At 40.1% G+C, this 26,538-nt stretch carries 31 protein-coding genes and 2 pseudogenes; 25 read left to right on the forward strand and 8 right to left on the reverse strand.

The features are described from left to right. From BK575_RS10890 to BK575_RS10975, 17 genes and pseudogenes are all read left to right on the forward strand, one after another. Nucleotides 1-780: a DODA-type extradiol aromatic ring-opening family dioxygenase gene (locus BK575_RS10890; RefSeq protein ID WP_078410384.1), complete on the forward strand. Its 780-nt coding sequence runs from the start codon at nucleotides 1-3 to the stop codon at nucleotides 778-780. Further along, nucleotides 773-1,150: a fumarylacetoacetate hydrolase family protein gene (locus tag BK575_RS10895; protein ID WP_078410385.1), complete on the forward strand. Its 378-nt coding sequence runs from the start codon at nucleotides 773-775 to the stop codon at nucleotides 1,148-1,150. Before BK575_RS10890 ends, BK575_RS10895 begins: the two co-directional genes overlap by 8 nt. Nucleotides 1,151-1,168: 18 nt before the next feature. Continuing rightward, a complete protein-coding gene (locus tag BK575_RS10900) occupies nucleotides 1,169-1,363 on the forward strand; it encodes a 2-hydroxymuconate tautomerase (RefSeq protein ID WP_078410386.1) in 195 nt (64 codons plus the stop codon). Between the two features lie 96 nt (nucleotides 1,364-1,459). Next, the gene (locus tag BK575_RS10905; protein ID WP_078410387.1) at nucleotides 1,460-1,867 is read left to right on the forward strand and encodes a DoxX family protein; all 408 of its coding nucleotides are present in this window, start codon (nucleotides 1,460-1,462) and stop codon (nucleotides 1,865-1,867) included. Nucleotides 1,868-2,273: 406 nt separating this feature from the next. Beyond that, nucleotides 2,274-2,854 (forward strand): annotated as a pseudogene (locus BK575_RS10910) (LLM class flavin-dependent oxidoreductase); the annotation flags it as partial. Next, a pseudogene (locus BK575_RS10915) lies at nucleotides 2,838-3,284 on the forward strand (transposase); the annotation flags it as partial. The pseudogenes BK575_RS10910 and BK575_RS10915, both read left to right, overlap by 17 nt. A 614-nt stretch (nucleotides 3,285-3,898) precedes the next feature. Further along, a complete protein-coding gene (locus BK575_RS10920) occupies nucleotides 3,899-4,264 on the forward strand; it encodes an inner-membrane translocator (RefSeq protein WP_235867366.1) in 366 nt (121 codons plus the stop codon). A gap of 171 nt (nucleotides 4,265-4,435) precedes the next feature. Then, nucleotides 4,436-5,341 (forward strand): DoxX-like family protein, encoded by a 906-nt coding sequence (locus tag BK575_RS10925; protein ID WP_078410389.1) that lies wholly within the window; start codon nucleotides 4,436-4,438, stop codon nucleotides 5,339-5,341. Between the two features lie 5 nt (nucleotides 5,342-5,346). After that, nucleotides 5,347-5,970: a DUF4166 domain-containing protein gene (locus tag BK575_RS10930; RefSeq protein WP_078410390.1), complete on the forward strand. Its 624-nt coding sequence runs from the start codon at nucleotides 5,347-5,349 to the stop codon at nucleotides 5,968-5,970. Next, on the forward strand, nucleotides 5,967-7,592 hold the full coding sequence (locus BK575_RS10935; protein WP_078410391.1) for a YndJ family protein: 1,626 nt from the start codon (nucleotides 5,967-5,969) through the stop codon (nucleotides 7,590-7,592). Before BK575_RS10930 ends, BK575_RS10935 begins: the two co-directional genes overlap by 4 nt. Before the next feature lie 22 nt (nucleotides 7,593-7,614). Then, on the forward strand, nucleotides 7,615-8,430 hold the full coding sequence (locus BK575_RS10940; RefSeq protein ID WP_078410392.1) for a GNAT family N-acetyltransferase: 816 nt from the start codon (nucleotides 7,615-7,617) through the stop codon (nucleotides 8,428-8,430). 150 nt (nucleotides 8,431-8,580) lie between these two features. Further along, nucleotides 8,581-9,684 (forward strand): S-layer homology domain-containing protein, encoded by a 1,104-nt coding sequence (locus tag BK575_RS10945; RefSeq protein ID WP_078410393.1) that lies wholly within the window; start codon nucleotides 8,581-8,583, stop codon nucleotides 9,682-9,684. Nucleotides 9,685-10,000: 316 nt separating this feature from the next. Then, nucleotides 10,001-11,071, forward strand: a complete 1,071-nt coding sequence (locus tag BK575_RS10955; RefSeq protein WP_169907740.1) for a LysM peptidoglycan-binding domain-containing protein — start codon at nucleotides 10,001-10,003, stop codon at nucleotides 11,069-11,071. A gap of 136 nt (nucleotides 11,072-11,207) precedes the next feature. Then, nucleotides 11,208-12,197 (forward strand): Delta(5) desaturase DesA, encoded by a 990-nt coding sequence (locus BK575_RS10960; protein WP_078410396.1) that lies wholly within the window; start codon nucleotides 11,208-11,210, stop codon nucleotides 12,195-12,197. Nucleotides 12,198-12,463: 266 nt separating this feature from the next. Beyond that, nucleotides 12,464-13,585: a sensor histidine kinase gene (locus tag BK575_RS10965; protein ID WP_078410397.1), complete on the forward strand. Its 1,122-nt coding sequence runs from the start codon at nucleotides 12,464-12,466 to the stop codon at nucleotides 13,583-13,585. Between the two features lie 11 nt (nucleotides 13,586-13,596). Next, complete coding sequence (locus BK575_RS10970; protein ID WP_078410398.1) at nucleotides 13,597-14,196, forward strand: response regulator transcription factor; 600 nt, start codon at nucleotides 13,597-13,599, stop codon at nucleotides 14,194-14,196. Between the two features lie 145 nt (nucleotides 14,197-14,341). Then, nucleotides 14,342-14,695, forward strand: a complete 354-nt coding sequence (locus BK575_RS10975; RefSeq protein ID WP_078410399.1) for a DUF1033 family protein — start codon at nucleotides 14,342-14,344, stop codon at nucleotides 14,693-14,695. 267 nt (nucleotides 14,696-14,962) lie between these two features. Here the strand turns inward: BK575_RS10975 and BK575_RS10980 are convergent, their stop codons facing one another. Beyond that, nucleotides 14,963-15,142 carry an H-type small acid-soluble spore protein gene (locus BK575_RS10980; RefSeq protein ID WP_078410400.1) on the reverse strand — a complete coding sequence of 60 codons (180 nt, stop codon included), beginning with the start codon at nucleotides 15,140-15,142 and terminating at the stop codon, nucleotides 14,963-14,965. A gap of 129 nt (nucleotides 15,143-15,271) precedes the next feature. Next, nucleotides 15,272-15,493 (reverse strand): hypothetical protein, encoded by a 222-nt coding sequence (locus BK575_RS10985; RefSeq protein WP_078410401.1) that lies wholly within the window; start codon nucleotides 15,491-15,493, stop codon nucleotides 15,272-15,274. A gap of 192 nt (nucleotides 15,494-15,685) precedes the next feature. Here BK575_RS10985 and BK575_RS10990 point away from each other — a divergent pair, with 192 nt between their 5' ends. The 3 genes from BK575_RS10990 to BK575_RS11000 all read left to right on the forward strand — a co-directional run bounded on the left by BK575_RS10990 (nucleotide 15,686) and on the right by BK575_RS11000 (nucleotide 18,432). Beyond that, a complete protein-coding gene (locus BK575_RS10990; RefSeq protein WP_078410402.1) occupies nucleotides 15,686-16,174 on the forward strand; it encodes a GNAT family N-acetyltransferase in 489 nt (162 codons plus the stop codon). 128 nt (nucleotides 16,175-16,302) lie between these two features. Continuing rightward, the gene (locus BK575_RS29480) at nucleotides 16,303-16,671 is read left to right on the forward strand and encodes an MBL fold metallo-hydrolase (RefSeq protein ID WP_328589548.1); all 369 of its coding nucleotides are present in this window, start codon (nucleotides 16,303-16,305) and stop codon (nucleotides 16,669-16,671) included. A gap of 177 nt (nucleotides 16,672-16,848) precedes the next feature. Continuing rightward, nucleotides 16,849-18,432, forward strand: coding sequence for a cation:proton antiporter (locus BK575_RS11000; protein WP_078410404.1), 1,584 nt, complete (start codon nucleotides 16,849-16,851; stop codon nucleotides 18,430-18,432). A 220-nt stretch (nucleotides 18,433-18,652) separates the two neighbouring features. On the opposite strand, the gene BK575_RS11005 is transcribed toward BK575_RS11000, so the two are convergent. Continuing rightward, a complete protein-coding gene (locus BK575_RS11005; RefSeq protein ID WP_169907742.1) occupies nucleotides 18,653-19,027 on the reverse strand; it encodes a terminase gpP N-terminus-related DNA-binding protein in 375 nt (124 codons plus the stop codon). A gap of 197 nt (nucleotides 19,028-19,224) precedes the next feature. Here BK575_RS11005 and BK575_RS11010 point away from each other — a divergent pair, with 197 nt between their 5' ends. Further along, a complete protein-coding gene (locus BK575_RS11010) occupies nucleotides 19,225-19,797 on the forward strand; it encodes an HAD-IA family hydrolase (RefSeq protein ID WP_078410406.1) in 573 nt (190 codons plus the stop codon). A gap of 192 nt (nucleotides 19,798-19,989) precedes the next feature. Here the strand turns inward: BK575_RS11010 and BK575_RS11015 are convergent, their stop codons facing one another. Then, entirely contained in the window at nucleotides 19,990-20,349 is a 360-nt protein-coding gene (locus tag BK575_RS11015) for a potassium channel family protein (protein WP_078410407.1), read from the reverse strand. Nucleotides 20,350-20,629: 280 nt separating this feature from the next. Between BK575_RS11015 and BK575_RS11020 the strand changes: the two genes are divergently transcribed. Next, nucleotides 20,630-21,718, forward strand: a complete 1,089-nt coding sequence (locus BK575_RS11020; protein ID WP_204524861.1) for a nitric oxide synthase oxygenase — start codon at nucleotides 20,630-20,632, stop codon at nucleotides 21,716-21,718. A gap of 105 nt (nucleotides 21,719-21,823) precedes the next feature. Here BK575_RS11020 and BK575_RS11025 read toward each other — a convergent pair whose 3' ends face one another. After that, nucleotides 21,824-22,144, reverse strand: a complete 321-nt coding sequence (locus BK575_RS11025; protein WP_078410408.1) for a hypothetical protein — start codon at nucleotides 22,142-22,144, stop codon at nucleotides 21,824-21,826. Between the two features lie 187 nt (nucleotides 22,145-22,331). Here BK575_RS11025 and BK575_RS11030 point away from each other — a divergent pair, with 187 nt between their 5' ends. Beyond that, a complete protein-coding gene (locus tag BK575_RS11030) occupies nucleotides 22,332-23,549 on the forward strand; it encodes an MFS transporter (protein WP_078410409.1) in 1,218 nt (405 codons plus the stop codon). 199 nt (nucleotides 23,550-23,748) lie between these two features. Next, entirely contained in the window at nucleotides 23,749-24,489 is a 741-nt protein-coding gene (locus BK575_RS11035) for a polyphosphate kinase 2 family protein (RefSeq protein ID WP_407984370.1), read from the forward strand. A 75-nt stretch (nucleotides 24,490-24,564) separates the two neighbouring features. On the opposite strand, the gene BK575_RS11040 is transcribed toward BK575_RS11035, so the two are convergent. Further along, the gene (locus BK575_RS11040) at nucleotides 24,565-25,365 is read right to left on the reverse strand and encodes an alpha/beta hydrolase (protein WP_078410411.1); all 801 of its coding nucleotides are present in this window, start codon (nucleotides 25,363-25,365) and stop codon (nucleotides 24,565-24,567) included. Between the two features lie 347 nt (nucleotides 25,366-25,712). On the opposite strand from BK575_RS11040, the gene cspD reads away from it, so the two are divergent. Continuing rightward, nucleotides 25,713-25,913, forward strand: coding sequence for a cold-shock protein CspD (gene cspD, locus BK575_RS11045; RefSeq protein ID WP_078410412.1), 201 nt, complete (start codon nucleotides 25,713-25,715; stop codon nucleotides 25,911-25,913). Here the strand turns inward: cspD and BK575_RS11050 are convergent. Both BK575_RS11050 and BK575_RS11055 read right to left on the reverse strand, forming a co-directional pair. Further along, on the reverse strand, nucleotides 25,886-26,095 hold the full coding sequence (locus BK575_RS11050) for a hypothetical protein (RefSeq protein ID WP_078410413.1): 210 nt from the start codon (nucleotides 26,093-26,095) through the stop codon (nucleotides 25,886-25,888). The two genes, cspD and BK575_RS11050, sit on opposite strands and share 28 nt — an antisense overlap. Nucleotides 26,096-26,159: 64 nt before the next feature. Further along, a complete protein-coding gene (locus BK575_RS11055; RefSeq protein ID WP_078410414.1) occupies nucleotides 26,160-26,525 on the reverse strand; it encodes a hypothetical protein in 366 nt (121 codons plus the stop codon). Between the last annotated feature and the right edge of the window lie 13 nt (nucleotides 26,526-26,538).

A 26,538-nucleotide genomic window follows, 5' to 3' on the forward strand; every position in this document is an offset into this window, starting at 1 on the left:
ATGATGCCATCATTATTTATTGCTCATGGTGCACCATTACTTGCGATTGAAAATAACAATTATACAAAATTTTTAAATCAATTAGGTCAAAACCTTCCTCGCCCAAAAGCTGTTGTTTTGTTTTCAGCCCATTGGGAATCCAAGGTTCAACAGGTAAGCCGGGTCGATCAGTATAATACGATGTATGATTTCGGCGGATTTGACCCGCACCTATACACTATCCAGTATCCTGCTCACGGGAATCACGACATTGCAAAAGAAATAGAAGACCTATTTACTAAAAATAGCATTTCTTTTGAAAATGACACAACTCGCGGCCTAGATCACGGAGCATGGATAGTTCTACGTATGCTTTATCCGAATGCAGATGTTCCCGTAATTGCTATGTCTGTGAACCCAAATCTTACTCCTGATGAGCAATATAAAATCGGTAAATCGCTATCGGAGTTAAGAGGAAAGGGTATTTTAATCATCGGCAGCGGGGGAACCGTTCATAATTTAAGAGCCTTAAAGTGGGCTGACGATGGAGAGGTTGATTCTTGGGCACTTGAATTTGATGAGTGGTTGGAAAAACAGCTTGACAACTGGGATTTACAATCCCTCTTTAACTATGATTCACTTGCGTCTAATGCGTCATTAGCAGTACCTCCATACGGGAGTGAGCATTTTATTCCGATCTTTTATGCTATGGGTGCAGCTGATAATAATCCAAAAGCGTCTTTACTCCATCGAGAGTTTAGATATGGAAACTTAAGTCACAGCGTTTGGCAATTTGGATAATGTCAAAGAAATTTATAAAAATGAGGATGTGAGCATCAATTTAAATGTCGTTGCAGATAATGCTTCCAGTGCAAAATATTTTCTTTCGGAACAAATATATGTACCAAATAAGTTTCAATGGGAAAAAGCGAAGGTCCGAATGAAGTTGAATGATAAAGTAGTTCAAGAAGGAACAGGTTCAGCTGTTATGGGAAATCCTGTTCGTTCGGTGGTTGAATTGGTTAAAATGTTACATTCCTCTGGGCTTTGTATTGAACCCAGGATGATTGTACTAACCGGTGGCATAACGGAAGCTATTCATGTTTTTAGTGGAGATTCCATTGAGGTTGAATTTGATAAGCTGTGGACAATTGATTTACCTGTCAAATAATGATTGGGAGGAACTAAAATGCCGATTGTACATGTCCACTTGCTTGAGGGCAGATCAAAAGAATTAAAACAGCAATTGATTTCAGAGATTACGGCAGCAGTTAGCCGGACGTTAGGTAATTCACCTGAAACAATCAGAGTATTGTTACATGACGTGCCACATGAAAATTGGGGTGCAGCTGGTTTTCCAGTGAGTAATAGACAAGAGAATTAAGTAACCATTATATATTTATTTTTCTTATTTATCTCGAATTAATAATAATTAGTTTTGAGATTTATCAATAAAACCATAAATGAGGAGAGAATAACAATGAAATTAAAAAACGAAATCGGGGTATTTATTTTACGAGTAACATTAGGCGCATTGTTTTTAATTCATGGGATTGTAAAGTTTCAGGGTGGAATTGAAAATATCGTAGGCTGGTTCAGCAGTATAGGACTACCAGGATTTATGGCTTATGGAGTTGCATTGCTTGAAATCATCGGAGGTATCGCTTTAATCATTGGATTTGCAACTAGGATTGTATCTGTTTTGTATGCACTATTAATGATTGGAGCAATACTAAAAGTAAAACTTTCCGTTGGTTTATTGGGGAATGGACAGATGGCAGGATATGAGTTAGATCTGGCTTTTCTGGCAATGGCAGTATATCTTGCTATAGCAAACAAATCTTTTTTAGCTGTAGATAATGTACTGTTTCGTTCTGAGAAAGCTTAATAATAAGGGGGCAACTAAAATGAATTTTCATCGCGAACCTATTACCTTCGTAGGTCAAGTTAACCTGAAGGTACAAAACTTAGAACGTTCATTAAAATTTTATAAAGAAATAATCGGCTTTAAGATAATGGTAAATACCATCATCATATTGGTTTAAACATATGGAATGGTGAAGGTGCTCCACAACCGCCAATTAATAGTGTGGGACTTGAATCATTTACTCTAATGCTTGCAAATGAGGAAAAGAGAAATAAAGTTATTACTCAGTTGAAGAAAGTTGGTGCATCTGTCACGGAAGAAAATGGTTCATTCGTTACTTCAGATCCTTCCGGTAATCGCATTCGTTTGAAAGTCTAATTTTTAAATTTTGCTAATTTTAAACCTTTGCTGGAAGGAATATACTGCTATGCGTAAAGAAGATGGAGTTAAAAATACAGGAATAGAACTCGGGCTCTATACACTTGGGGATATAGGTCCAGATCCCCATACTGGCAGGATAATTAGTGCCCAGCAAAGAATGAAGGAAATAATTGAAGCGGCAAAACTCGCTGATGAAGCTGGACTAGATGTGTTTGGTGTGGGAGAACATCATCGATTAGACTATGCTACTTCCGCACCCCCGGTTGTTTTGGCTGCTATTGCTCAAATAACCAAACGAATTAGATTAACAAGCGCACCCACCGTGTTAAGCACTGTTGATCCTGTGCGTCTCTTCGAAGATTTTGCTACATTAGATGTACTTTCAGAAGGAAGGGCAGAAATAATCGCAGGTCGTGGAGCGTTTGTGGAATCCTTCCCTCTTTTCGGGTATGACTTAAATGACTATGATGCCTTGTTCTCGAAACAATTACATGGGATGGTCATTTTCGCCCGCCATTGAGGAATGCTGAAATTGCACCAAGACCTTTGCAAAAGGACATACCGATATGGGTAGGTGTTGGAGGAACACCAGAGATTGCAACCCGCGCTGGATACTCTCGCAAAGGAAATTGAAGAATATAAGATGATCCAATCTATCCCTGGTATCGGAGAAAAAATCGCTGCTACGATCATTTCTGAAATTGGGGAGATAGACCGGTTCAATCACTCAAAGAAACTTGTCGCATTCGCAGGAGTTGATCGAGAAGTATTTGAATCAGGTAAATTTAAAGCTACTCTCGTTCGTATTACAAAACGTGGATCAAGTAGGTTGCGACACGCCTTATATATGGCTGTTCGTTCTGGTATTCGTGATTGTCGTAAACAGAAAACAACTGATGAAATTATCCCTAAAAACAAGAGATTAAGAGCGTTTTACGATAAGAAACGTGAGGAAGGCAAACTTTATAAAGTAGCCGTTATTGCTTGTGTAAATAAGCTCTTACATTGGATTTATGCCATATTAAAAAACAGAACCACTTTCCAAGATATAGTCTAATTAAGATTTTCAACTAAATAAGACAAAACCTTCCAATCATTAGTTAGTGGAAGGTTATTTGGCATGCGCATTTTTAGTATAACATGAAGTATTTTAAGTTTTTATTGAAAAATGTTGACAAACTATTAGCTGGTTTAATTGAATATTTTTTTATAAGAAAATATTATAATTCCGCAAATCATAGTTACTCCTACAATTGATAACAAATAAAAATAAGGGAATAAAACTTTACCAAACGCTACTTCATTTTGAAGAGTTTCTACTTTATCCCACGCACTTGCAATCTCTGATTTATAGTATTTTGTTTTTATATAACCAACATCGTACCAACAAAATCTTAATTAGTAATGTATCGCTCATTAATTTGTTCTAAAAAAAATATGTTCTAAAAAATAAAAATTTATGAATGAAAAAGAAGTTCCATTTGCATGTTGGAACTTCTTTTTCATTAGCAGGAAACAGATATCTCCTAATTAAGTAGAAGAAAATAGTCAATATGCATATTTCTGGTTATAATGGTATTAATTTCAAAAAAATACAGATATGATAGAGTGAGAGAATAAGAATGAATGTAACGGCTTTATCATTTAAGTGAAACTGTTAGGTAATAAGTGATGAAAGGAAGCTGTTCAATCATTTTTGAGCGGGAGGGAATAACAATCGACATCATTATTTTAGTTTTGTTTGTTCTTATTGTTATAGCTTTGAACATCGGTTTCGTCACTCTTTACAAAAAGAAAAGATTCAGTTTGATGTTCTCAGGGATCATCATGTCGATACTTGCCCCGGTACTTGGTTTTTCAAGCGGATCCTTGTTTTATCGCTTCTATGATTGGAGTTCAGGCGGAAGCGGTGAGGGGGCTGCTTACGGGGGCGCCATCATTGGATTGGGCGTTTTACTAAATGGTTTTTTGTTGATTATGGTTGGATTCGCTTTATGGGCATTGAGAGCCTTTTCATCCAAAAGCAAGGGGGCTTAATTCGAATACAGGATAAAACTAAAAAGGCCTAGTCATTGAAATCCAAAGATTCCATGATTAGGTCTTTCTTACATATCATTCTTATACGGATCAAGGTTTGATTCTTCTAGCTTTCAATGGCCCTTTACAGGGAATTCTTGTATGCTTGATAATGTACGAGGAGGGATGAATATGAAAAAACAAGAACCGATTTATGTTCAGACAGAAATCGGGACTTCGATGGAGGAAATTTGGGAGCATACGCAAAATCCCGATTTACATACGGAGTGGGATGTTCGCTTTACGGAAATCTCGTATCTTGAGCGACAGGAAAATGAACCGCAGCGTTTTTTATATAAAACGAAGATAGGGTTTGGGCTTGTGATCGCAGGAAAGGGGGAAACGGCTGGACAAATACAGAAAGAGACGGGAGAACGAGTTTCTTCATTAAAATTCTGGACAGATCATCCGTTGTCTCTCATTCGAACAGGAAGAGGATATTGGAAATATACCCCGAAAGGCGATCGAATTGAGTTTGAGACCCAGTACGATTATGAAACAAACTTCGGGAAATTGGGAAAGGTGATCGATTCATATGTATTCCGTCCGATGTTGGGGTGGGCAACGGCATGGAGCTTTGGCTCGCTTAAATTATGGCTGGAAAAAGGGTATCATCCCCGGTTAACTTTGCAGAAGACACTGACGTACTGGCTTGTTTGTTTTCTGTTGGCTTTTGTTTGGATCTATCAAGGGCTCGTTCCGAAAGTACTTGCTGTTCATCCTGAGGAAGTGGAGATGCTGTCGTCTTTAGTCAGCTTGCCAGTCAATCCATATATCGCCGTTCAATGGATCGGCTTCATGGAAATGCTGTTTGGCTTTGTGTGGCTGCTGCCATTTTTAAAACGCAAGCTGTTTATTGGACATATGATTCTACTAAGCTTATTGACTATTTCTGCCCTGCTCGCTAATATTCGAAGCGCTGTTCATCCGTTTAACCCAGTTACATTCAATATGGTACTGATTCTATTATCGTTCATCGGATATATAAATTGCAGCGATTTACCTGCAGCCAAGTATTGCAAAAGAAAAAGGGGGTGAGAACATTGTCATCCATTTATCGAACCATCCTCGGCGATTCTTACGAAAAACTGCATCCGAAGCTCCAGCAGCGTTATGACATAACCGAACAAAGAGATTTTCATGGCGTTGGAAAGATGGATGAAATCACGGGGGGCTCTCTTTGGATCAGACCATTTTTCCGATTGGGGACCAAGCGCCGTTTATTTTTTCCGGAACGGGGCAAAGATATTCCGTTTACTATTTATAATGAGGCATCAGTAAACGAAGAGGGAAAAACACTGGTGAAGTGGAATCGTACCTTTGTCTTTGGAGAAAAACGCCGTTTTTTCGATGCGGTGATGTCTTTGAATGAGCAACAAGATGAAATCATTGATTATTTCGGCGAGCCGCCGCTTCTTGTATCGACTCTTTCCTTTCATGTGGATGATCAAGGGGGCATGAATATTTCATCAAAGAAGCAATGGCTGTACATATTCGGAAAGAACATTCCTCTGCCCAGATCTTTATACGGGAAAGCGATGATTATGGAATCATTTGATGACGAACAAAACTGTTTCCGGATTAAGGTTGAGGTCCGAAATCCTTTAGCTGGTGCGCTTTTTTCGTATAATGGAACTTTTACTGAAATGGAACGTGATTCAATATGAAACGAAACGTGGTAATCGGAATTATTTTTTATCTTTTCTATCTAATAATTGGTTGGTCGCAGCTTCACATCGTGGAGGCACTTGTTTTATTATCCGTTCTTGTGTTCGTTCCTTTAATTCTCATGATGATTGATAAGAATATGAGAGATGGAGCGATTATGCCGGTAGCCCGATTCATTTCTCGATTGTACCCGTATGCTGCGCTCGGTGCGATGCTTACTTTTTTGACGGATATGGCCGTGTTTGCGGCGGTTTGGTTTATTTATACAGGATTGATCGCTTTATTCGGAGTGAAACGTTTGTTGGAGAGAGGAACAAAACCGCTCGGGGAATTATCCATTGACAGCGGCCTTATCTATTTAAGTTTGGGTGGATTTTGGTTCTTTGCCTATGCGGCGGATATGCAAGTGATGCATTTCACAAAGATAACCATTTTATTGACGGCCATTCATTTTCACTATTCGGCTTTCATTATACCCATTCTGGTCGGTTTTTTAGGACGAAAGGCGTTAAGCAATCGTAATGGGTATACTGCCATGACGCTCGTTGTCGTTCTGTCTCCATTAACAGTAGCCATTGGCATTACCTATTCACGGGTAATCGAGTTTTTGGCGGTGCTTATCTATGTTGCCGCCCTTTATGCATATGGCTTTTTTATTTTTCGAACGGATTTTCGGAAAAAGGCAGCCAAAATCTTACTTTCATTTTCGGCAGCGATTCTTCTTGTCACGATTTTCTTTTCCTTCATATACGCATATGGAAGAGTTCAGGAAAGTGTGACGCTCACAATTTCGGAGATGATTTTCATCCATGGGGTTGTTAATGCGTTTGGAGTCGTGTTGCCGGCTTTGCTCGGATGGCTCATTGAAGGTCCGAATTGTCCTGCCCATTCTTATTACGGAAAGCCGCTGAGCCGAGTGTTTGGTACAAGGACCATCGGAAGTGATTTTTTATCGCAAAAGCAATTGATAGATGACAAGGTATATACCGGTCTTATCGAGCGAATGAAGGATTTCTCCTCGAGTGAGTTTGATGTAAATCGGCTTTCACCTGGCATCGCCGATTTTTATGAACAGACGGAGAACTATGAATTGGAGGCCAATATTCGCTGGTCATCTTGGTTTAAGCCTCTTGCTCTCGCTTATCAGCATATAAGTCGCCGCATCGGGCAAATTCATTTAGGAATGGGCGGTATGTTGGAGCGAATGGATGCAGAGATCATCGGGGTGAGGTCAGAAATGGATGGAAGAAGTGATGTAAGGGCTTGGGTTCGAAAAAATGAAGATGGGGAAACCATTTTTGCCGCTCTTTACTCCCAGCACCAATATGAAAACGAAACATATATGAACATTGCTCTGCCGCTTCCTTACTCGAATATGACCGGTATTTTAAAGCCATACAACGATCGAAATCACCTTATATTAACAAGTATTTTAAGAAAGCAGGGGGCAGGAGATGAAGGAATCTATTTGCATACCCCATTATTTACGATTCGTTTGCCTTTGTCGGAAACGTTTTTCATCAAGGAAGAAGAAGGGCTTTTGACTGCACATCATCAAATGTGGATATTTGGGAAGAAATTTCTCGAAATTGATTACAACATAAAAAAACGAATGGAATGAATTTAAGGGGGCGAGTGATAGAATGACCAAATCAGTAGAAAAGTATGATTTTTCCAATATTATTGAAGAGAATTTGATGAAACATTGGATGTATTTGAAGCAGACGGAAGGAAGCGTTTATGTCGATGAAGCCGATTTTAAATATATTGCCGCCCGTCCGTATAACCGTGTACTATATGCAGATTGGCTTAATCGAGGGATAAAAGATCAAAAAGTGGAAATCAATCGATTGCTAGAACAATATGACAGAGAGGGAGATCCTCTTATGTGGATTATCGGTCCTTCGACAAAGCCAAGTGATATCAATCGGACTTTAACGGCAATGGGACTTGAACATCACCAAAACTGGACGGGAATGGCTATGAGCCTAACTGACGGGTTATGTAAACCGAGTGATCGGGATGATTTCCAGTTCAACCAAGTGACAAACGCTAAGGATTTGAACAAATGGGTGGATGTGTATATCGACGGATATGAAAAACCGGCATCAGGGAAAGAGGCCATCTTCAAGCGATTTGAACAAATTATTAAAAAGATGCCTGATGAATATAAATTATATTTGGGCTTTTATAAGGGGGAGCCCGCTGTAGTTGGTACGCTATTTTTGGATGGTGATATTGCAGGTTTGTACTGTATTGCGACCGCGCCAGACATGAGAAGAAAGGGTTTGGCTGCTGCTTATTTACAAAATCTTCTTGATGAAGCCTGTGCGCAAGGAGCTTCACACTGCATTCTCCATGCGACAGAAGCGGGGAAACCGACTTACGAAAAATTAGGCTTTCAATCATACAGTAAGTTTCAAGTCTATTTATATAAAGATGACCATTCTGAAAGGTAATAAAGCCCGGGAGAAAAGTGACGGAGTATGTGGATTTCTTGTTTGAAACTGTTACTATTGACCTCTATTTCCATCACATGCAACATTTTGACAATTGGCTGCGTTCTATAAGTTGAAAAGGGTGTTTCATTTTACAAATGGAGGTCGAAAATGAAGAAAATTAGTTTACTAGTCTTAACGTGCATGTTTTTAGTAGGCTTGATGATTCCGAGTTTTACTCATGTTCAAGCGGCCGTCGGATTTAAAGATGTACCGAACAGCCACTGGGCGAAGAAAGAAATTGATTATGCAGCAGCGAACGGCATCATTAAAGGCTATCAGGATGGTACGTTTAAACCGAATCATGAGGTGACGAATGCCCAGGTCGCTTTAATGCTGGTAAGGGCCCTAAAGTTAAACACAAACAACCGACCCAATCCGAATTTGACAGATGTGACTCCTGCATATCACGCGTATAAAGAAATTGCGACGGTCATCGATGAAGGCATTTTCCCTAAAGGAAAAACATTTAATCCGAATGCACCCATCTCAAGGGAAGCGATGGCAAGAGCTCTTGCGAATGCGTTCAAACTGCAAGGAAGCGGCGGCATTTATTTTACGGATGTTCCGACTTCATACTGGGCCTACCCGTACATCATGAAGATTGCTGTCAATGATGTAACAACCGGATACAGCGACGGCAGCTTTAAACCGAAAAATAAGGTCACACGCGCCCAGTTTTCAGCATTTGTTGCCCGTTCATTGGATAAGTCGTTCAAGCCACGTCCAGAAGATCGGGTGGTGACGCTTGGATTAAAGCTAGATTCTCAAAGAACATATGTATATAACTATTTTGACTATACGGGGGAAGCCAAAAAAGTAACATGGGCTTATAAAGGCAGAGAAGGCAGTCAGGATATTTGGAAAGCGGTATATGAGAACAATCAAGGACAGTCCGCGCAGTATTACAGTTATACAGAGAATGCAAAAGGTGTGACAGTTGGATTTTATCAAGCTGATTCCGGATTGCACATTCCCTATCCGTTAACGTTTAACAAAAAATGGACCGTCCATCAGGAAGGCATGCCATCGAACTATGTCGTCACCAATATGGCCAAAACCATTACCACTCCGGCCGGTACCTTTTATGATGTAATCGAAATCAAGAATTACGATGGCTACTACTATTATTATACTCAAGGATTAGGGCATATTTTGACGGTGGATGCGACACAGAAACCATCTAAAAAAATCATGGAATTAGTGAAATTTTAACATCGCTTCGTCCGGGCTGTTGGCAAGTGTTGTTTCATTCCCATAATAAGCCATAAACTTATAACCACGTTCCCACAAAGGACGTGGTTTTTTTGCGTAAAAAGATTGATTGACTCCATTTTCTCCTATTACTAACGAATCAATATGAAAAAAGTTTTGTTTATCCCCCATAAAAGTTACCAATAGAGCGAAATATTATGAAGGTTGCCATATTTTACTCCTTGACGACCTGGTATAAGGGGCATGGAGGATATGGCATGGTTCAATTTATCTAATAGATATAGCAAAAGATGAAGCAATATGGGGGTCAATGAACATGAAAGCAGCTATGACATTTGAAAGTCCAAATAAGATTGGAATGACGAGAGAAGAGTATCGAAAAATCGTCGAAGAATTGAAGAAACGAAATATGGAATCAAAAATTGTGAAAATCATTAATGTGACAACGCAATGGGTGAAAGGAAAGCTGCGAAAAGTTGTATTGGTTGCGGTCATCCTTGCCAATGGATTATTTGCCACACAAGCCTTTGCTTGCGAGGAATATCAAATACAAGCGGGAGACAGCTGGAGCAAGCTCTCCAACCGCACTGGTTTTACGGTCGAGTACTTAAAACAGATTAACGGAAAAGAAACTGACTTTTTAAAGGCGGGTGAAACCGTCGTTTTACCGGATATGGAGGAATATCTGGCGGATGTGGCAGCAGGCGGAACGCCAAACCCTTCTATTTTGATCAAACATCCGTCCGTTTCCAAGGAAAATGGCCAACCATCCAAAGAGAAAAACGACAATTCCCAAAAGCCGGTGTCATCGGCACAAGTTCATATTGTTCAAAAAGGCGACAGCCTGTGGAACATTGCGAAAAACTATCAAACAACGGTAGAATCCATCATGCAATATAATGAATTCACTTCCACAACGCTAAAGCCTGGACAAAAAATCATCATTCATCATCCAAAACAAGTCGATCAAGCCGGAAAAAATCCGAATCTTGACTCTTCAAATATGGAACAAAGCGCAGGAGAAAAGCCGGCTATTCAAAGCGAGAAAACGTATAGCGTGAAAAAGGGCGATAATTTGTGGAAAATCGCCAGGGCCCACCAGACAACGGTCGAAAAGATCATGAAAGATAATCAGCTGACGTCAACGAAACTGAAAATTAATCAAAAGCTTGTTATCAAGCACGAGAATTTCAAAAGCGTGACCGCTAAAATGACCGATATCGGAGATCCAACGACGGTTTATTTAACACAGGAAAACGGAAAAGAATTAATTCTTCAAATCCCCTACGGCAAAGAATGGGAGTTTCAGCTGCTTAGAGGAAAGAAAATCAATGTGACCTATATCGAGCATCACGAAGGGGTAGGGAAACTCGTTCAGTACAAATAATGAGGGGAGCCTTAAAGGCTTCCCTCATTATTTGTACATGACATTTGTCATACCTTGTACATGACGGTTGCTACTGCAAAGGTTGTTTCCTCTTCTTTATAATTAGCAATAGCAAATAAGGAAGGGAAAAATAAACATGGAAAAACAAAACGTGAAACAATTGAGAAAGCAAGTTGCCCCTTATGAAAAATCCGATACGCAGGATAGTGTAAGGCAGCTCATAAACACGATTGTTCCTTTTATACTATTATGGATTCTTGCTTATCAAAGCTTATCGGTTTCTTATTTACTTACGTTCGCTTTAACCGTTGTAGCAGCCGGATTTTTAACACGAATCTTCATCATTTTTCATGATTGCTGCCACCATTCTTTCTTTAAAAATCGGCTTGCCAATAAAATAATCGGCACCATAACAGGTGTTTTAACGATGTTTCCATATAGCCAATGGCAGCACAGTCATTCTGTTCATCATGCAACGAGCGGCAATTTAGATAAACGGGGGACAGGCGATCTGTGGATGCTTACGGTCGATGAATATGTAGCAGCTTCGTTTTGGGTTCGCTTATCGTACCGTTTATATCGAAATCCGCTCGTTATGTTCGGTTTAGGTCCCATCTACGTTTTCCTTATTACGAATCGATTTAACCGAAAAGGGGCAAGGTGGAAAGAACGAATCAATACGTATATTACGAACGTATGCATTGTCGCTTTGGTTGGGTTGCTTTGCTGGGCAATCGGATGGGAAGCGTTTCTTTTAGTGCACGGTCCGATCTTTTTCATTGCAGGGGTTGTCGGCATTTGGCTTTTTTATGTGCAGCACACATTTGAAGACTCTTATTTCGAAGAGGATAAGACATGGGAATACGTGAAAGCAGCTGTCGAAGGAAGTTCTTATTATAAGCTTCCGAAATTTTTGCAATGGCTGACAGGAAACATCGGTTTTCACCATGTTCACCATTTAAGTCCAAGAGTACCTAATTATAGATTGGAAGCCGTACACAACAATACGCTTCCTTTACAACATGTCCCGACGATCACTCTCGCCACGAGCTTGAGTTCACTAAAATTCCGCCTATGGGACGAACAAAACAAAAAATTTGTCACATTTAAAGATATTAAGGCTTGATCATTTCGCACTATTCAGTTCACTGTCTTCAAGTGATTTCCTGTTGGAATCAAGCGAAATTATCCATAAAGTGAAACTATGTTCAGTCGGGGATTACTTTGATCCTCGACTGAACGTTTTCTGGGAATAAATGGACTAAATAATCGTTTTGCGTACATGAATGAGCCGTACAATGGTAAAATGAAGGATAGAGTAAGGAATTCATGACTTTGTGGTAAAACATCGAGATATATTAAATTTGGAAAGTCGAAAAAGAGGACTCATTCATGCTTAAAAGATTGATAGCATTTCAAGGAAATACAGGGATTTCTCCTTATATTTGGACCATTCTTTGCATTTTACCGTTTTATTTTATTTTTCAATCAGCCTCAACGATTAAAATTATTGTCGGATCGTTATTGACAATCTTATTTTTCATCTTGTACCGAATTGCTTTTACTTCTAAGGGATGGCCCGTTTATTTATGGACCTTACTGCTCATTGGCATTTCGATTACATCAACAAACCTTTTCAGCTATGTGTATTTTGCTTTTTTTCTCGCTCACTTTATAGGTAATATACAAGATCGTATTACATTTATGACCTTGTATTTTGTTCATCTAATCAGCACGTCCGCTTCCATCAATTACAGCATCGTTCTTCAACAGCCGCTGTTTTTGAAACAATTGCCTTTTGTCATTATTATTTGGATTAGTGTCATCCTGCTTCCATTCAGCATTCGCAATCGGAAAGAACGGGGACAGCTTGAGGAAAAGCTGGAAGATGCCAATAAGCGGATTGCTGAATTGGTCAAGCTTGAGGAGCGGCAGCGGATCGCCCGTGACCTTCATGATACATTGGGTCAAAAGCTCTCTCTTATTGGCTTAAAGAGCGATTTAGCCCGAAAATTGATTACAAAGGATCCGGAACAGGCGCGAAACGAATTGAAAGACGTTCAGCAAACAGCTAGAACGGCGCTGAACGAGGTGAGAAAGATGGTTTCATCCATGCGGGGTATTAGAGTAAAAGACGAAATTGTTCGCGTCAAACAAATGTTGAAAGCAGCTGGCATTGACTTTGTGAGCAATCAGGAGTTTACACTGACAAATGTCTCCCTTCTAACGGAGAACATTTTAAGCATGTGTTTGAAAGAAGCGGTGAATAATGTCGTGAAGCATAGCGGGGCTTCGACCTGTACGATTTCTGTCGAGCAATCATCGCAGGAAACGGTGCTTATCGTTCGGGATAATGGTGCTTTTTGCGGGTTAGAAGACTGCTTCGCAAGAGGAAGCGGATTGAATGGAATGAAGGAACGTCTGGAGTTTGTAAATGGAAGTCTCGATATTATAACGGAAGATGGAACTACTTTAATCATCAAAGTGCCGAATGACGTGAAGCAGACAGATTAGGAGGGAAGAAAATGATTACAATCGTCATCGCTGAAGACCAGCGGATGCTGTTGGGAGCCTTAGGTTCCTTAGTCAACTTGGAAGAGGATATGGAAGTCGTCGGAAAAGCGAGCAACGGAGAAGAAGCGGTCGCTCTTGTGCAGCAATTGAAACCGGATATTTGCATCATGGATATTGAAATGCCGGGTAAAAGCGGGCTTGAGGCAGCGGAAGAGTTAAAGGGGCTCGATTGTAAAGTCATTATTTTAACGACGTTCGCCCGCACAGGGTATTTTCAGCGGGCGTTAAAAGCCGGTGTAAAAGGGTATTTATTAAAAGACAGCCCGAGTGAAGAATTGGCAAGCTCGATTCGCAGCGTGATGGCAGGAAGGCGAGTGTATGCGCCAGAACTGATGGATGATGTATATAGCGAGGAAAATCCTCTTACAGAACGGGAGAAAGAAGTGTTAGAGCTTGTCGCCGATGGAAAAAACACAAAAGAAATCGCCGATCAGCTCAGCATTAAAACAGGTACGGTGCGCAACTACATTTCGGCTATATTAGACAAATTGGAAGTGAAAAACCGGATAGAAGCGATTACTCAATCGAAAGAAAAAGGTTGGTTTAAGTAAGATATTCAGGAGGAAGAATCAAAAGGTATGTTTTTTATCATTTGGTTCTTCCTTTTCTTTTTCCATTGTGGCCAGGCCGTTTCATTTTGTTTTACATTGTTTTTCTCTTATAATGTTGACAAACATACAACGAGGAGAGTTTAGGATGAACGAACAATGGAGTGTATGTAAAACAAAAGGAGACTGTGAGCCGTGGCTGTTTTTGGATGGCTGGCAGGAGGAGATTACAGAGCGTTTGTCTTTTCATGATCAGGATGAAGCGCTCCGAACGTATGCCCAATGGATAAAAGAATATAAACGAAGCTTCGAATCGGTCAAAGAAACAAACTTATCCCTTTTCAGTTTTTGGAATGAAGGGGAGATGCACTATTGCGAAGCGTGTGATGATGATCTTCAATTATTTTATGGAATTGTGTTCATGAAAGGTGGAGAGGTATATAGGCTGGCAGAAGATGAACAGGCAGCCAAGTACTTATTAAACTTTTTAAATGACAGATGATTTATTTAAAATTTCTCCTATGCAAGCATGGTGAATGACTCTGAGATGCGTCCATAAAGATAATTTCTCTTTTGTTTAGTCATCTATCACAATCTGCTTGACAGGTGGCTTTCGTTTCATTAAATAACAGAAAAAACGTATTTGATAAAAATAAAAACACTACCCTAAAACGGTAGTGTTTTTATCGCGAGTTGTTTTATCCCGCATTAACGGGCAGTAAAATCCCCACTGGTGGAAGTTTCCTTTATAAGTGAACTGCTCAGAAAATTATTGCTCTTCTAAACTATGTACAGGAACTTCTTGTTGAACTTCTGGTTGTTCGAGATGATAAATATTTGCTGTTCCATCCTGTTCATTCACAGCTTTAATGTAGACTTGGGCTCCATTGCAAGTTACATGTGCCATTACTGGAGAAGCAGCAATTTCTTTTGCGCGTTGTACGTCCATCATCATCACCTCCTTTTGATTTACAACATGTATAATTGTTCCCTTTAAATTATTTAAATATTCCTCCAAAAAAATACTGTGATACATCCTTTGAAAGGAAGGATTCTCATGGCGGTTTTCATATATTAATCAGTATATTTGTTTAGAAACAACCGAAAACCAGTCAAACCAATGAGAAAATTCTTCGAACGACATATGCTCATGAATTTCAAACATTTCCATGAAGCGTTCCATCATCTCTTCATCCGTTCCTTCCAATATCCCAGATAATTCCAGTGGATAGCGAATTCGATGGTATAAACTGGTCAATCCAAACAAATCGAATACACCCTCTGTTTGTTGCGGAGTCATGGCCACATCTCCTTTTCGTTTTATCATCATTATGGAAAAAATCTATTCTTCTTAAACAATGGCTTTGTTCAACAATGTGGCCTTTTTCTATCTCGATCTATATAGTCAAAAAGATTTACGGCTTTGAAAAAATAAGATAAATTGAAGGTATGGAAAAAATAGAATGTGTTAATTGAAGAGAGGAGAACCAACATGTATATTCGAAAAGCCAAACAAGAGGATCTACCTATTCTTGTGTCCATTTACAATCAAGCAGTACTAAATACAACAGCGACCTTTGATCTGGACCCCGTTTCAATTGACTCGCGCCAAGCCTGGTTTGATGAGCATATGGATGACCGCTTTCCGTTGATTGTAGCGGAAGAAGGCAGCACGGTTATGGGCTATGCCTCATTATCTACTTATCGTTCAAAACCGGCGTATAGTCGAACGGTAGAGGTTTCGGTCTACATAGATGAACAGCATCAAGGAAAAGGGCTTGGGAAGCAGCTGCTCACTCACATTATCGAAATGGCTCGAGCATTAGACTATCATGTGATCATAGCGGGTATCACAAGCGGAAATGACGTAAGCGTCAAACTCCATAAACAATTTGGTTTTGTCAAATGCGGCGAGATGAAAGAGGTAGGATTCAAGTTTGGCAGCTGGCAGGATGTCTTGTTTTATCAACTATTTTTGTAACAGAATACAATGGTTCTATTTCATTATTTAAATAGAAGGAGTCCCTTTTTATTGAAGAGAATCAGCAAGCGAAAATTACATGGTTTGGACACTCCGCTCCCTTGTTGGAATTAGATGGAAAAAGCTTGTTGTTCGATCCAATGTTTGGCCGATCACCATCTCCCGTTCCCATATTTGGAGGTAAACGCTATAGTGATGATTTACCGCTGAACCTGGAAGAACTTCCGACAATCGATGCAGTTTTTCTTTCTCATGATCATTACGACCATTTAGATTATGGTTCCATAAAGAAGCTAATAGAAACGAACCAGAATCGTTGCATACAGAAAAGATGGAGGAAAGCCAAGGATATCCGGCATTCCTCCATCTTTTTTCTTCGTATAGGGAAGCATCACGTGGCTGCGGAATTCTTTTTAAGCTGCTATCCAACAGTACACTTCTGTATATATTCCACATGTAAACATGGGGTTACACATTCGTGGGACCTATGTACATAAAAAGAGGAAGGGATGGAAAATTTATAACTAAAAATCGAAGTAAACAATCAAATTCCCGCATACGTAATATACATATACGTGTGGAATGTTCAAATCGATTCAATGTAATTGAGTGCCGATTATATAAAAGATATATGGGAAATAGGAAGAGTATCATGGTAGAAGGGAGGTATTTGGATGGAGGAATTAGATCTTCATCATGTATTTGAGCTGGGATTCCTGTTGGTCATCTTGGCGGCAGGCGTCACAGCGGTCGCCAAAAAATTCAATCAACCCTATTCCATCGTGTTAGTGGTAGTAGGGGCTCTAATTGGATTACTTGATATTCCGCAGCTGCATGCGCTCAAACTCTTTATTACGGAAGGGGAGGTCTTTAATTTTGTTGTCATTACGCTATTTTTGCCCGCATTATTAGGAGAGGCGGCTCTGAAGCTCCCATTTGCCCATTTGCGGGAAAATAAAAAGCCGATTCTAGCTTTGGCGTTTGGCGGGACATTATTGTCATTTTTGATCATCGGTTTTTCGATCTATTATTTATTTGATTTTCCTTTAACAACGTCATTCGTCTTTGCAGCTTTAATGAGTGCAACCGACCCGATAAGCGTGCTTTCCATTTTCAAGAGCGTCGGGGTTCATAAACGGTTATCGGTTGTCATCGAAGGAGAGAGCTTGTTTAATGACGGCTTGGCAGTCGTCTTATTCAAGATTTCTGCTTTTTCGCTTCTCGCTTATATCGATGCGGGATGGGCGGGGTTTGGCTATGGATTATGGGAATTTGTGAAAGTCATCTTTCTTGGTATGATCATTGGAGGAGCCCTAGGATACGGGTTTTCCAAATTGACCCGCTATTTTGACGATTATCCAATGGAAATTATCTTTAGTGTCATTTTATTCTACGGCTCTTTTTTGATGGCCGAAAGCGTTCATGCCTCAGGAGTAATTGCTGTCGTGGTAGCTGCATTGATTTTTGGAAATTACGGAGCGAGCATTGGGATGAGTCCCACTACGAAATTGAACATTCGTAATTTTTGGGACGTAGGAGCCCTTTTGGCGAACGCCCTTGTGTTTTTAATGGTGGGGCTTGAAATAACAAGGATTGATGTGGGAGACAAGTGGGGATACGTAGCGGCCGCCATTCTTATTGTTCTTGTCGGTCGCAGCTTGGCCGTCTATACGAGTATGGCATTCATTAACAGCTTTCCATCCTCCTGGAAGCATGTTCTTAATTGGGGAGGGCTGAAAGGCTCGTTGTCTATTGCCCTTGTGTTAAGCTTACCGAGAGATTTTGAAGGAAGGGAAGAGGTGCTGCTTCTGACATTTAGCGTCGTCTTGTTTTCTCTTGTTTTTCAAAGTTTGAGTATTAAGCCGTTTATTTCATGGTTAGGTGTTGTGACGAAAAATAATGGATTTGATGAATATGAACAACTGATTTCGCGTTTGTATCGTTATGAAGCGGCAGTAAGGGAAGTCCACCGAGCCAAAAATAAGCTGTTTGTAACAGCACCCGTTTCAAGTGAGCTGATCTCGCAATATAACACACAAATCGAAGACGTGAATAAGAAGTTAGAAGAGCTTTTTAAGAAAATGCCAGAATTAAAAGAAAAACAGCTGGAGACATTGCGTAAGCATGTATTATATGCTGAACATGAAGCGGTTAATCAACTAATGAGAGAAGATATGATCTCAACCGCAGTAGCCGAAAAAGAACATGAACAAGTAACCGACTTGATTGTGAAAATAGAAGAAAAACAACATGATTGATAAAAGATCTCTCTACCAGGTATTGTTTGTAATTTTATTATGTAAACAATAAAACGAAAGTAAGATTTAATTAAGTTTGAAACGACATCGTTTTAGGAAAGGGGAGTGAATGCCGCCTTTCAAAAGAATGATGGGGTGGAGATGGGAAAAGAACTCAAAAACGAAAAAAGAAGTTTCGTTTTTCGTTTTTGAGTTCCTGTCTAAGGTACATTAAACGAAGTCAATCTAACCAATTCTCACTGGTTTTCTTCAACTTAACAATAAGATCTGTGATGATTTCTTCTAATTCTTTAATTTTCGTTTTTAACACGTCGTTTTCCTTTTTAAGTATTTGGTTCTCTTTTTCTACTTTGCTGATTTCGATATACTCTTTTTCGTTTTTGGAAGCATTCATTTTTTCGTTTTTAATAAGAGAACTTTTTTCAGTTTTTGAGATGGTTCGTTCTATGGTGTTTGTTGGCGGTAGAGGTAATTCTTTTTTCCAGCTGTAGATCGTAGAGATGTGAACGCCTAGAAGAGAGGAGACGTCTTTTGGTTTAAGGCCTTGCATTAAGAGTTCTTGTGCTTTCTGTTTTTCTTCGTTTTTTATATTCAACTTCATCCCTCCTTGAGTAAGTGGAATACTGTTTAATATATTCTACTTGTAGTGTAGCCGATGATAGGTGTTAAAATCAACAAAAACGAAGAGGTAATAGTCTATGAAGAATCGTTTTTTATTGTAAATCGAAAACGATAACATTGAATCTGTTTTAGTATGATAAAATCGAAAAAGAATTAAAACGAGGTGATTATATGAAGCTATTATGGGATTTTGACGGCACGATGTTTGATACATATCCGACCATAGTTCGGTCTTTTAAAGAATTGATGACACATCAGGAAGTAGCCGATGAAGATGTATTAAAGAAGATGAAAATTTCTTCTGAAGAAGCAATCCGGCATTTTGGAATCGAAAAGAAATTATTTGATGAGAGGTTTCATGCTTTGGAAAAGACACTTCATCCGAAAGACAAGCCTCCGTTTCCATATTTGGAGGCCGTATTGCAATGGGCAGAACTGAATGTGATTGTCACCCACAAATCAAAGGAATCGACAATGGAAATATTGGCATTTTATGGTATGGGAAAATACTTCGCAGAAATCATCACGAAAGACGATGGCTATAAGCGTAAACCGGATACTGGGGCATATGCATATTTGCATGATAAATATGGAATTGATATGGTAATCGGGGATCGCGAATTGGATTTACAGCCGGCAAGGGAGTTGAGGATTGCCACCTGCGCGTTTCAAAATCCCGAGCTGCAGGCAGATTATCATCTTGCCTCTTATAAAGATTTTTTGAGCGTGATTGATAATCAATAAACCTACCAGGCCTTTTCCATTCATATGTATACCTGCCATTTATTTAAAAAATACTAGAAAAAAGAATTGGCGGCAGGATGAATCATAAATATCTATTACACCTAAACTCCTTTGCTGTTTTTGATGTATATGTTTGTAAAAAAACGTCCGCATCAAGAAGAGGTAAACAGCGGCTGAAGGGAGTGGCAATTGTTAATAGTCTCTCATATTTTCAGATTTGTTAAAAGGAATAAACTGGATGACAATCACAGCTGGAAGTAAGTAGCCGATAATCGCTTCGATCATGGCAAAGGCTCGTGCGAGACCGAATGGCGTGACATCCCCGTATCCCACAGAAAGCAGCGTAATGGTGCTGAAATATAAGGAGCGCGTCAAATAGTCAAGCGGCTGTTCTTGATGGGCATTTGAAGCATAATGATCTTTTAAATAACCCAAATCGGTCACGTCCAATAAAATGTAGATCACAGCGAAAGTAAGAAGAACATTCATATATAGAATAATAAATACCATCATTTTATAGAGTGATTTTCGCTTATGCACATATTCCATCATAAAGAAAACCTGCCTTCTGTAAAGCTTGTTTTAATTTCAGTATATGGGGAGAGGCGGCGGAATAATACGAATAAAAGGATAACTCAAACGGATAAAAGTAATTTTTGAGATCAATAGGATGCCCTTTTTCCATTTGCAAGACCGTCTGTTTCATGAGAAAAACAAAAGTTCAAAGACTGTTCATTGATACATGGCATCTGCTTCATTATAATAAGGCGTTGTACAAGCAAAATGTATGAACTAAAAACAACGATTGGACGCTTCCGCAAGGAGAGAAAATATGCTGACGCAAAACGAACTTATTCAACAAGCAGAACAATTTATCAGTCTTTCCTATAAAGAACTCGGAAAAACCGAAGAAAACATGAATAGACGTCTGGAGGAAATTAAACAAGAAATTGAAAAAACAGGAACATACCAACATACATATGAGGAGCTGGAATACGGTGCGAAGCTTGCTTGGCGCAACAGTAACCGTTGCATTGGCCGCTTATTTTGGAATTCGCTTACAGTGTTTGATGAGCGGCATTTGACAAGTGAGGAAGAAATATTCGAGGCTCTTTGCCGTCATATTCAATATGCGACAAATGAAGGGAAAATTCGCCCGGCCATTACGATTTTCAAGCAAAAAAGTCCAGATGAAGCACAAGTCCGCATTTGGAACCATCAGCTTATTCGTTACGCAGGGTATGAAACCGAATGGGGGATACTCGGCGACCCTCATTCAGCTGCGTTTACAAAGGCTTGCCAAAAGCTCGGCTGGAAAGGAGAAGGCACTCATTTTGATGTACTCCCACTCGTGATTCAGATAGGAGAGAACATGCCAAAATGGTTTGAGATTCCAAAGGATATTGTGTTGGAAGTCCCGATCAGACATCCTGAATACCCGTCATTTGAAGACCTTCATGTCCGGTGGTATGCGGTTCCGCTCATTTCTGATATGAGGCTTGAAATTGGGGGGATCGATTATGTTGCGGCACCTTTCAACGGCTGGTATATGGAGACGGAAATCGGGGCGAGAAACCTCGCAGACACGAATCGATATAATCTGCTTCCGAAAGTCGCCTCCATTATGAAGTTGAACACGGATACGAATGCAACCCTTTGGAAAGACAAAGCACTGGTCGAACTCAATATCGCTGTTCTCCATTCATTCAAAGAAGCAGGCGTGAGCATTGTCGATCATCATACGGCTGCCCAGCAATTAAGATTGTTTGAAGAAAAAGAAACGACGTGCGGCCGTCGGGTGACGGGAGACTGGACATGGCTTATCCCGCCTGTTTCGCCGGCGACAACTCATATTTTTCATAAAGCATATGAGAATGAAATCGTATCGCCGAATTACTTTTATCAAGAAAAAATGTATTAAAAAAGTAAAAGACCCGTCATGAAAATCCAGTGGATCAGGATTCAGTGACGGGTCTTTTCTTTGAAAATGATTTGGTATTCTATTTGATTTTTAGGTGCGGGACAATCATTTATGAAGTTCATCAATCGCAGATTCAATTTTATGTAAGACATTCAGTTTAACGGCGGCATTGGCCGCACCGAATAATACAGAGGCAAAACTGACTTGTTTATATTTAACGAAGTTTAAAATTCTTAACGTGCTTGTATAGTTTTCGATGATATCCTCACTTAAAGCATGAGAAGGATATTCTGTCAATTCAATCGCTTTGTCAATGACTTCTTTTGGCAATCCTTTTAATAATTCCTTACCTTCTTTCATGCTCCACATAAACTTGCCTTGTGAATTTACTGCTTGCCTTGCATCCATGGTACCTTGATTTAACATCGTTTCCCAACTCCTTTATCATTTTTTCGTATTGGTTAGTAGTTATATACCACGAGTTTTTATCCGTTAAACTTTTTTTGCAAAAAAGTTTTAAAAATGAAATTATTTCAGTATCCGAAATAGTTATCTTTGGTGTAAGATGGAATAGAATTTACTATTTGGAATGCAATGGAAAGAAGGGGTTTTTATGCAAGCTGCTGTGAAGACAAACAGCATTCCGGCCCAAACGATGTATCGGATTTTGTTCGCCATTAGCCTTGGGCATTTTTTGAACGATTCGATGCAAGCGGTCGTGATCGCCATGTTTCCGACTTTGGCGAAAGCGATGAATCTAACGTATACACAAATCGGCTGGATTGCGTTTGCACTGAACATGACGTCTTCTGTCATGCAGCCGATGTTCGGGTATTATGCGGATAAAAAACCATCTCCGTTTTTACTGCCATTCGGAATGTTTTTAAGCATGATTGGAATGATCGGTCTGGCTTTTTCGCCTAATTTTTATTTCATTTTACTTTCGGTTTTATTTATCGGGTTCGGTTCGGCCGTTTTTCATCCGGAGGGTGCCCGTGTAGCGTACATGGCGGCAGGAGCGAAAAGAGGATTGGCCCAGTCCATCTATCAAGTGGGAGGGAACACTGGAAATGCCATGGCTCCGCTTTTTGCGGCGTTTATTTTTGTTCCGCTCGGACAATTCGGTGCCATCTGGTTTACGGCCATTGCAGGATTGGCCATTGTGGTGCTGCTGTCCGTGTCAATCTGGTACAAACAACAGCTTGAGCTTGGGCGCCAATCAAAGAAAGTGAAGAAGACAGCGGGAACGGAAAGCCCGTTAAACAAGTCTATTAAACTCGCAATTGTGATTCTTGTGTTTCTTACGTTTGCCCGTTCCTGGTATAGCGCAGGGATATCCAACTACTATCAGTTTTATTTAATTGACCATTACGGCCTCACGATTAAGCATGCGCAATTTTATATCTTCATTTTCATGATCGCGGGTGTATTGGGAACATTTTTCGGAGGGCCGCTGGCAGATCGTTTCGGCAAGCGAAATATCATTTTTCTCTCGATGCTTGGCTCCGCTCCGTTAACCATACTGCTGCCATATGTTCATCTTGCTTTCGTCATTCCACTCTTTTTTATCATTGGCTTTATCATGTCAACAAGCTTTAGTGTCACAGTGGTATACGCCCAGGAACTGATGCCTGGAAAAGTAGGGATGGTATCCGGATTAATCGTCGGATTCGCCTTTGGAATGGGAGCCGTAGGGGCAGTGGCGCTCGGGAAGCTGGCGGATATATACAGTTTGCGTCTGATCATGATCGTATGCAGCATGCTGCCGGTCCTTGGTGTTTTGACATGGCTTTTACCAAGCGACCAGAAGGTAAGGGAGCTGACACGGTAATATCGCTTGGTCGATTAAACTAAATTTTTGATGGTGAATAGCCTTCTATTTATGAAAAGAGCTGTCGGAAACGGCAGCTTTTTGTAGTTTATCACGCAAAAAGAAGTGGTATGAGACACGATAGCAGCCTGTTCATGGAAGGAACCCCCATGAAAATGGCGAATGGGTAGTTAACGCAAACTGACATAAACGAGGTGTAATAATGAAAAAACGATTAGAAGAAGTAGACTTGACGCAAGCCATCGAATTAGAAAAAGACTATAAAAAACAGCTGAAACAGCAGCAGCTGCAATTGCTTCGTTTTCAGCAATTGCTCTATCAACATCATATCCCGGCCTTATTTGTACTGGAAGGATGGGATGCAGCTGGTAAAGGGGGAGCCATTAAGCGGATTTCACAACGTCTGGATCCCCGCGGCTTTCAAGTTCATCCAATCTCAGCTCCTTCACAAGAGGAGCAAAAACATCACTATCTTTATCGGTTTTGGAAGAAGCTTCCCGCATACGGACAGCTGGCTTTATTTGATCGATCCTGGTACGGGAGGGTGCTTGTAGAGCGGGTCGAAGGTTTTGCTTCAGAAGCGGAATGGAAACGTGCCTTTGAAGAAATCAACCAGTTTGAAAAAATGCTTCACGATGACGGTTATATTGTCGGAAAGCTTTGGTTCCATATCAGCAAAGACGAACAACTGACACGATTTAAAGCGAGAGAAGAAAACCCGTTCAAACGATGGAAAATCACGGATGAAGATTGGCGTAACCGTGAAAAGTGGGAGATGTATGAACAGGCGGCGAATGACATGTTTGAACAAACGGATACTTCTTATGCACCGTGGACAATTATTGAAGGAAATGACAAGCCGTTTGCCCGGGTCAAAACATTAAAAGTTATAAACGAATGGCTGGAACACCATTTGAAAGAAAAAGGATTTTTGGAATAACCCGGGAGGTAGAAAACAAGGTGAAATGTGTGCGAAAGGTCTCTCTTCCACTGGAAGCAGGAGACCTCTCGATATTTACCACCATATTTGTGGTGATTCGGTTTCTTGCAGCGGGATAAACGGCTCGTCTTTTTCCCAATCCAATTTCTCTAAAAATTGGAAAACATCTTCTTCTACACGGTTTCGTTCTTGATCAAGGGTGATGACATGACCGGATTGTTCGTACCAATTCAGTTCTTTTTTCTCGGATTGGATATGCTCATAAATCATGTCGGGGCTTTTCATATCAATGATGTCATCGTGCCTTCCCTGAATAATGTATGCAGGAGCTTTTACATTATGGAGCTGGCCGGCTACTTTACCCACTAGCTCTGTCAACCCATGAACGGCGTTCGTTTCTTTCAATTGAAGACCCTCTACTTCACAGGTAATCTCCGGTTCTGTTTTTCCTTCTAACTTTTTATATTCTGCCGTATAGTGCCTCACCATCTTCTCCAGCGTATCTTTTTCTTTAAAGCCCATCGGTGCACACATGGGAACAACCCCGACGACAGGAACTTCCATGGCGAGTTTCAATGAAAAAACGCCCCCGAGGGAAATCCCTGCTGCAGCAATCTTTTCATATCCTTTCGCCTTTAACAGCTGATATCCTTCTTGTACACTGCTCCACCAATCACTGGGGCCTGTTTTAATAAACTCTTCAGGGGAAACATTTCCATGCCCTTTATATAAGGGTGCATGGGAGGAATAGCCTTTTTCCTCCAAAAAGCGGCCCAGCATTCGAACATCCGCCGTATTGCCGGTGAAGCCGTGGAGGAGAAGAACGGCTCGCTCTCCTTTTTCAAATGTAAATGGTTCTGGTGCCTTCAATTCCATTTTTTGCAACTCCTTTACTGTATTAAGGTTGTGCGTTTTATGAACAAGATAGAGTCGATGTTTTTCTTCTTTAGTATCCCTTAAAAGTGCAATTTTACTGCCCGTTAAAGGGGAAGAAAATCGCCTCATTTTCAAATCTATGGTTTGCTTTTAGGGGTATAAAATGATATAGTGAATTTAAACCATTTTACTTTTAATATGATAGAGATTTAAATAAGCTGTAACTTCAAGGGAGAAGGCAATGTTAAATCTCCTGAGAGGTTGCAGTTTTTTTAATCTGTTTATTAGTTGTAAAGTGGTGAAAAATAGATATGTGCAAAAAAGGTACATTTTAGGAGGATTTTTTCATGCAAAACGGTAAAGTAAAATGGTTTAACGCTGAAAAAGGTTTTGGATTTATCGAAGTTGAAGGCGGAGACGATGTATTCGTACATTTTTCTGCTATTCAAGGTGAAGGCTTCAAATCTTTAGAAGAAGGTCAAGAAGTTTCTTTCGAAATCGTAGAAGGCAACCGTGGACCTCAAGCTGCTAACGTTGTAAAAAAATAATGATTATTCGAGAGAAGGGGTGACCCTTCTCTTTTTTTGTTCATTTGCTTGCCGCTTTTCTTTTGGCTTTGACTTTTAGTGTTACCTTGAAATTCGGAAGCCAGCTCCGCATCAAAATCACTCGCTTGTTTCGCGATTTGCTGATTGCTTTGTTGTTTGTTCATTTTTCCTTGCTTTGACATATTCATCCTTCCAAATATGGTTCATTCCTTACTTAATATGAACAAAATTGAAAAGAATAATCGATTATGAAAGGATGTTTTGGAGAGTGACCGGCTGTTTAATGGACATCGTTGGATCATATGATCGATAGGTGAAGAGAACATGCTGTTCATTGAAGGCAGTCATATATAAAAGATGCTCACCGTGCCATCCTTTTGCTTCTGCATAAAGGGTCGCTTGTGACGTATGCAGGCGATAAAAGTGATAGGGGATGCCTAAAAGGGTTTGCTGCGTCTTGATCGTGTTTGGATGATGGTGGATGAGCGCTGCTGCTTGTTCGACGGTCATCTTGTCCTCTTGAAAAAATGAAGAAACTCTTTCTTTTACCGCTTGTGTGCCATGTTCGATTGATTGTCTAATATCTTCGTAAATCGATTTTAATGTATTCATGAATCTCACCTAA

The organism is Priestia abyssalis (assembly GCF_002019595.1).
In the GTDB taxonomy this organism is placed as follows: Bacteria; Bacillota; Bacilli; order Bacillales; family Bacillaceae_H; genus Bacillus_BA; species Bacillus_BA abyssalis.

Bases quoted from the DNA above. Each gene is read 5' to 3' on its own strand.
- BK575_RS10900 (WP_078410386.1), top strand. From the start codon at position 1,169: ATGCCGATTGTACATGTCCACTTGCTTGAGGGCAGATCAAAAGAATTA.
- BK575_RS11040 (WP_078410411.1), bottom strand. From the start codon at position 25,365: ATGGAATTGAAGGCACCAGAACCATTTACATTTGAAAAAGGAGAGCGA.
- BK575_RS10925 (WP_078410389.1), top strand. From the start codon at position 4,436: ATGAAAAAACAAGAACCGATTTATGTTCAGACAGAAATCGGGACTTCG.
- BK575_RS10890 (WP_078410384.1), top strand. From the start codon at position 1: ATGATGCCATCATTATTTATTGCTCATGGTGCACCATTACTTGCGATT.
- BK575_RS10920 (WP_235867366.1), top strand. From the start codon at position 3,899: ATGAAAGGAAGCTGTTCAATCATTTTTGAGCGGGAGGGAATAACAATC.
- BK575_RS10970 (WP_078410398.1), top strand. From the start codon at position 13,597: ATGATTACAATCGTCATCGCTGAAGACCAGCGGATGCTGTTGGGAGCC.
- BK575_RS11010 (WP_078410406.1), top strand. From the start codon at position 19,225: ATGAAGCTATTATGGGATTTTGACGGCACGATGTTTGATACATATCCG.
- BK575_RS10975 (WP_078410399.1), top strand. From the start codon at position 14,342: ATGAACGAACAATGGAGTGTATGTAAAACAAAAGGAGACTGTGAGCCG.
- BK575_RS11050 (WP_078410413.1), bottom strand. From the start codon at position 26,095: ATGTCAAAGCAAGGAAAAATGAACAAACAACAAAGCAATCAGCAAATC.
- BK575_RS10960 (WP_078410396.1), top strand. From the start codon at position 11,208: ATGGAAAAACAAAACGTGAAACAATTGAGAAAGCAAGTTGCCCCTTAT.
- cspD (WP_078410412.1), top strand. From the start codon at position 25,713: ATGCAAAACGGTAAAGTAAAATGGTTTAACGCTGAAAAAGGTTTTGGA.
- BK575_RS10940 (WP_078410392.1), top strand. From the start codon at position 7,615: ATGACCAAATCAGTAGAAAAGTATGATTTTTCCAATATTATTGAAGAG.
- BK575_RS11000 (WP_078410404.1), top strand. From the start codon at position 16,849: ATGGAGGAATTAGATCTTCATCATGTATTTGAGCTGGGATTCCTGTTG.
- BK575_RS10905 (WP_078410387.1), top strand. From the start codon at position 1,460: ATGAAATTAAAAAACGAAATCGGGGTATTTATTTTACGAGTAACATTA.
- BK575_RS10965 (WP_078410397.1), top strand. From the start codon at position 12,464: ATGCTTAAAAGATTGATAGCATTTCAAGGAAATACAGGGATTTCTCCT.
- BK575_RS10935 (WP_078410391.1), top strand. From the start codon at position 5,967: ATGAAACGAAACGTGGTAATCGGAATTATTTTTTATCTTTTCTATCTA.
- BK575_RS10955 (WP_169907740.1), top strand. From the start codon at position 10,001: ATGAAAGCAGCTATGACATTTGAAAGTCCAAATAAGATTGGAATGACG.
- BK575_RS11055 (WP_078410414.1), bottom strand. From the start codon at position 26,525: ATGAATACATTAAAATCGATTTACGAAGATATTAGACAATCAATCGAA.
- BK575_RS10945 (WP_078410393.1), top strand. From the start codon at position 8,581: ATGAAGAAAATTAGTTTACTAGTCTTAACGTGCATGTTTTTAGTAGGC.
- BK575_RS10980 (WP_078410400.1), bottom strand. From the start codon at position 15,142: ATGGACGTACAACGCGCAAAAGAAATTGCTGCTTCTCCAGTAATGGCA.
- BK575_RS11020 (WP_204524861.1), top strand. From the start codon at position 20,630: ATGCTGACGCAAAACGAACTTATTCAACAAGCAGAACAATTTATCAGT.
- BK575_RS11030 (WP_078410409.1), top strand. From the start codon at position 22,332: ATGCAAGCTGCTGTGAAGACAAACAGCATTCCGGCCCAAACGATGTAT.
- BK575_RS10985 (WP_078410401.1), bottom strand. From the start codon at position 15,493: ATGACTCCGCAACAAACAGAGGGTGTATTCGATTTGTTTGGATTGACC.
- BK575_RS11025 (WP_078410408.1), bottom strand. From the start codon at position 22,144: ATGTTAAATCAAGGTACCATGGATGCAAGGCAAGCAGTAAATTCACAA.
- BK575_RS11015 (WP_078410407.1), bottom strand. From the start codon at position 20,349: ATGATGGAATATGTGCATAAGCGAAAATCACTCTATAAAATGATGGTA.
- BK575_RS10990 (WP_078410402.1), top strand. From the start codon at position 15,686: ATGTATATTCGAAAAGCCAAACAAGAGGATCTACCTATTCTTGTGTCC.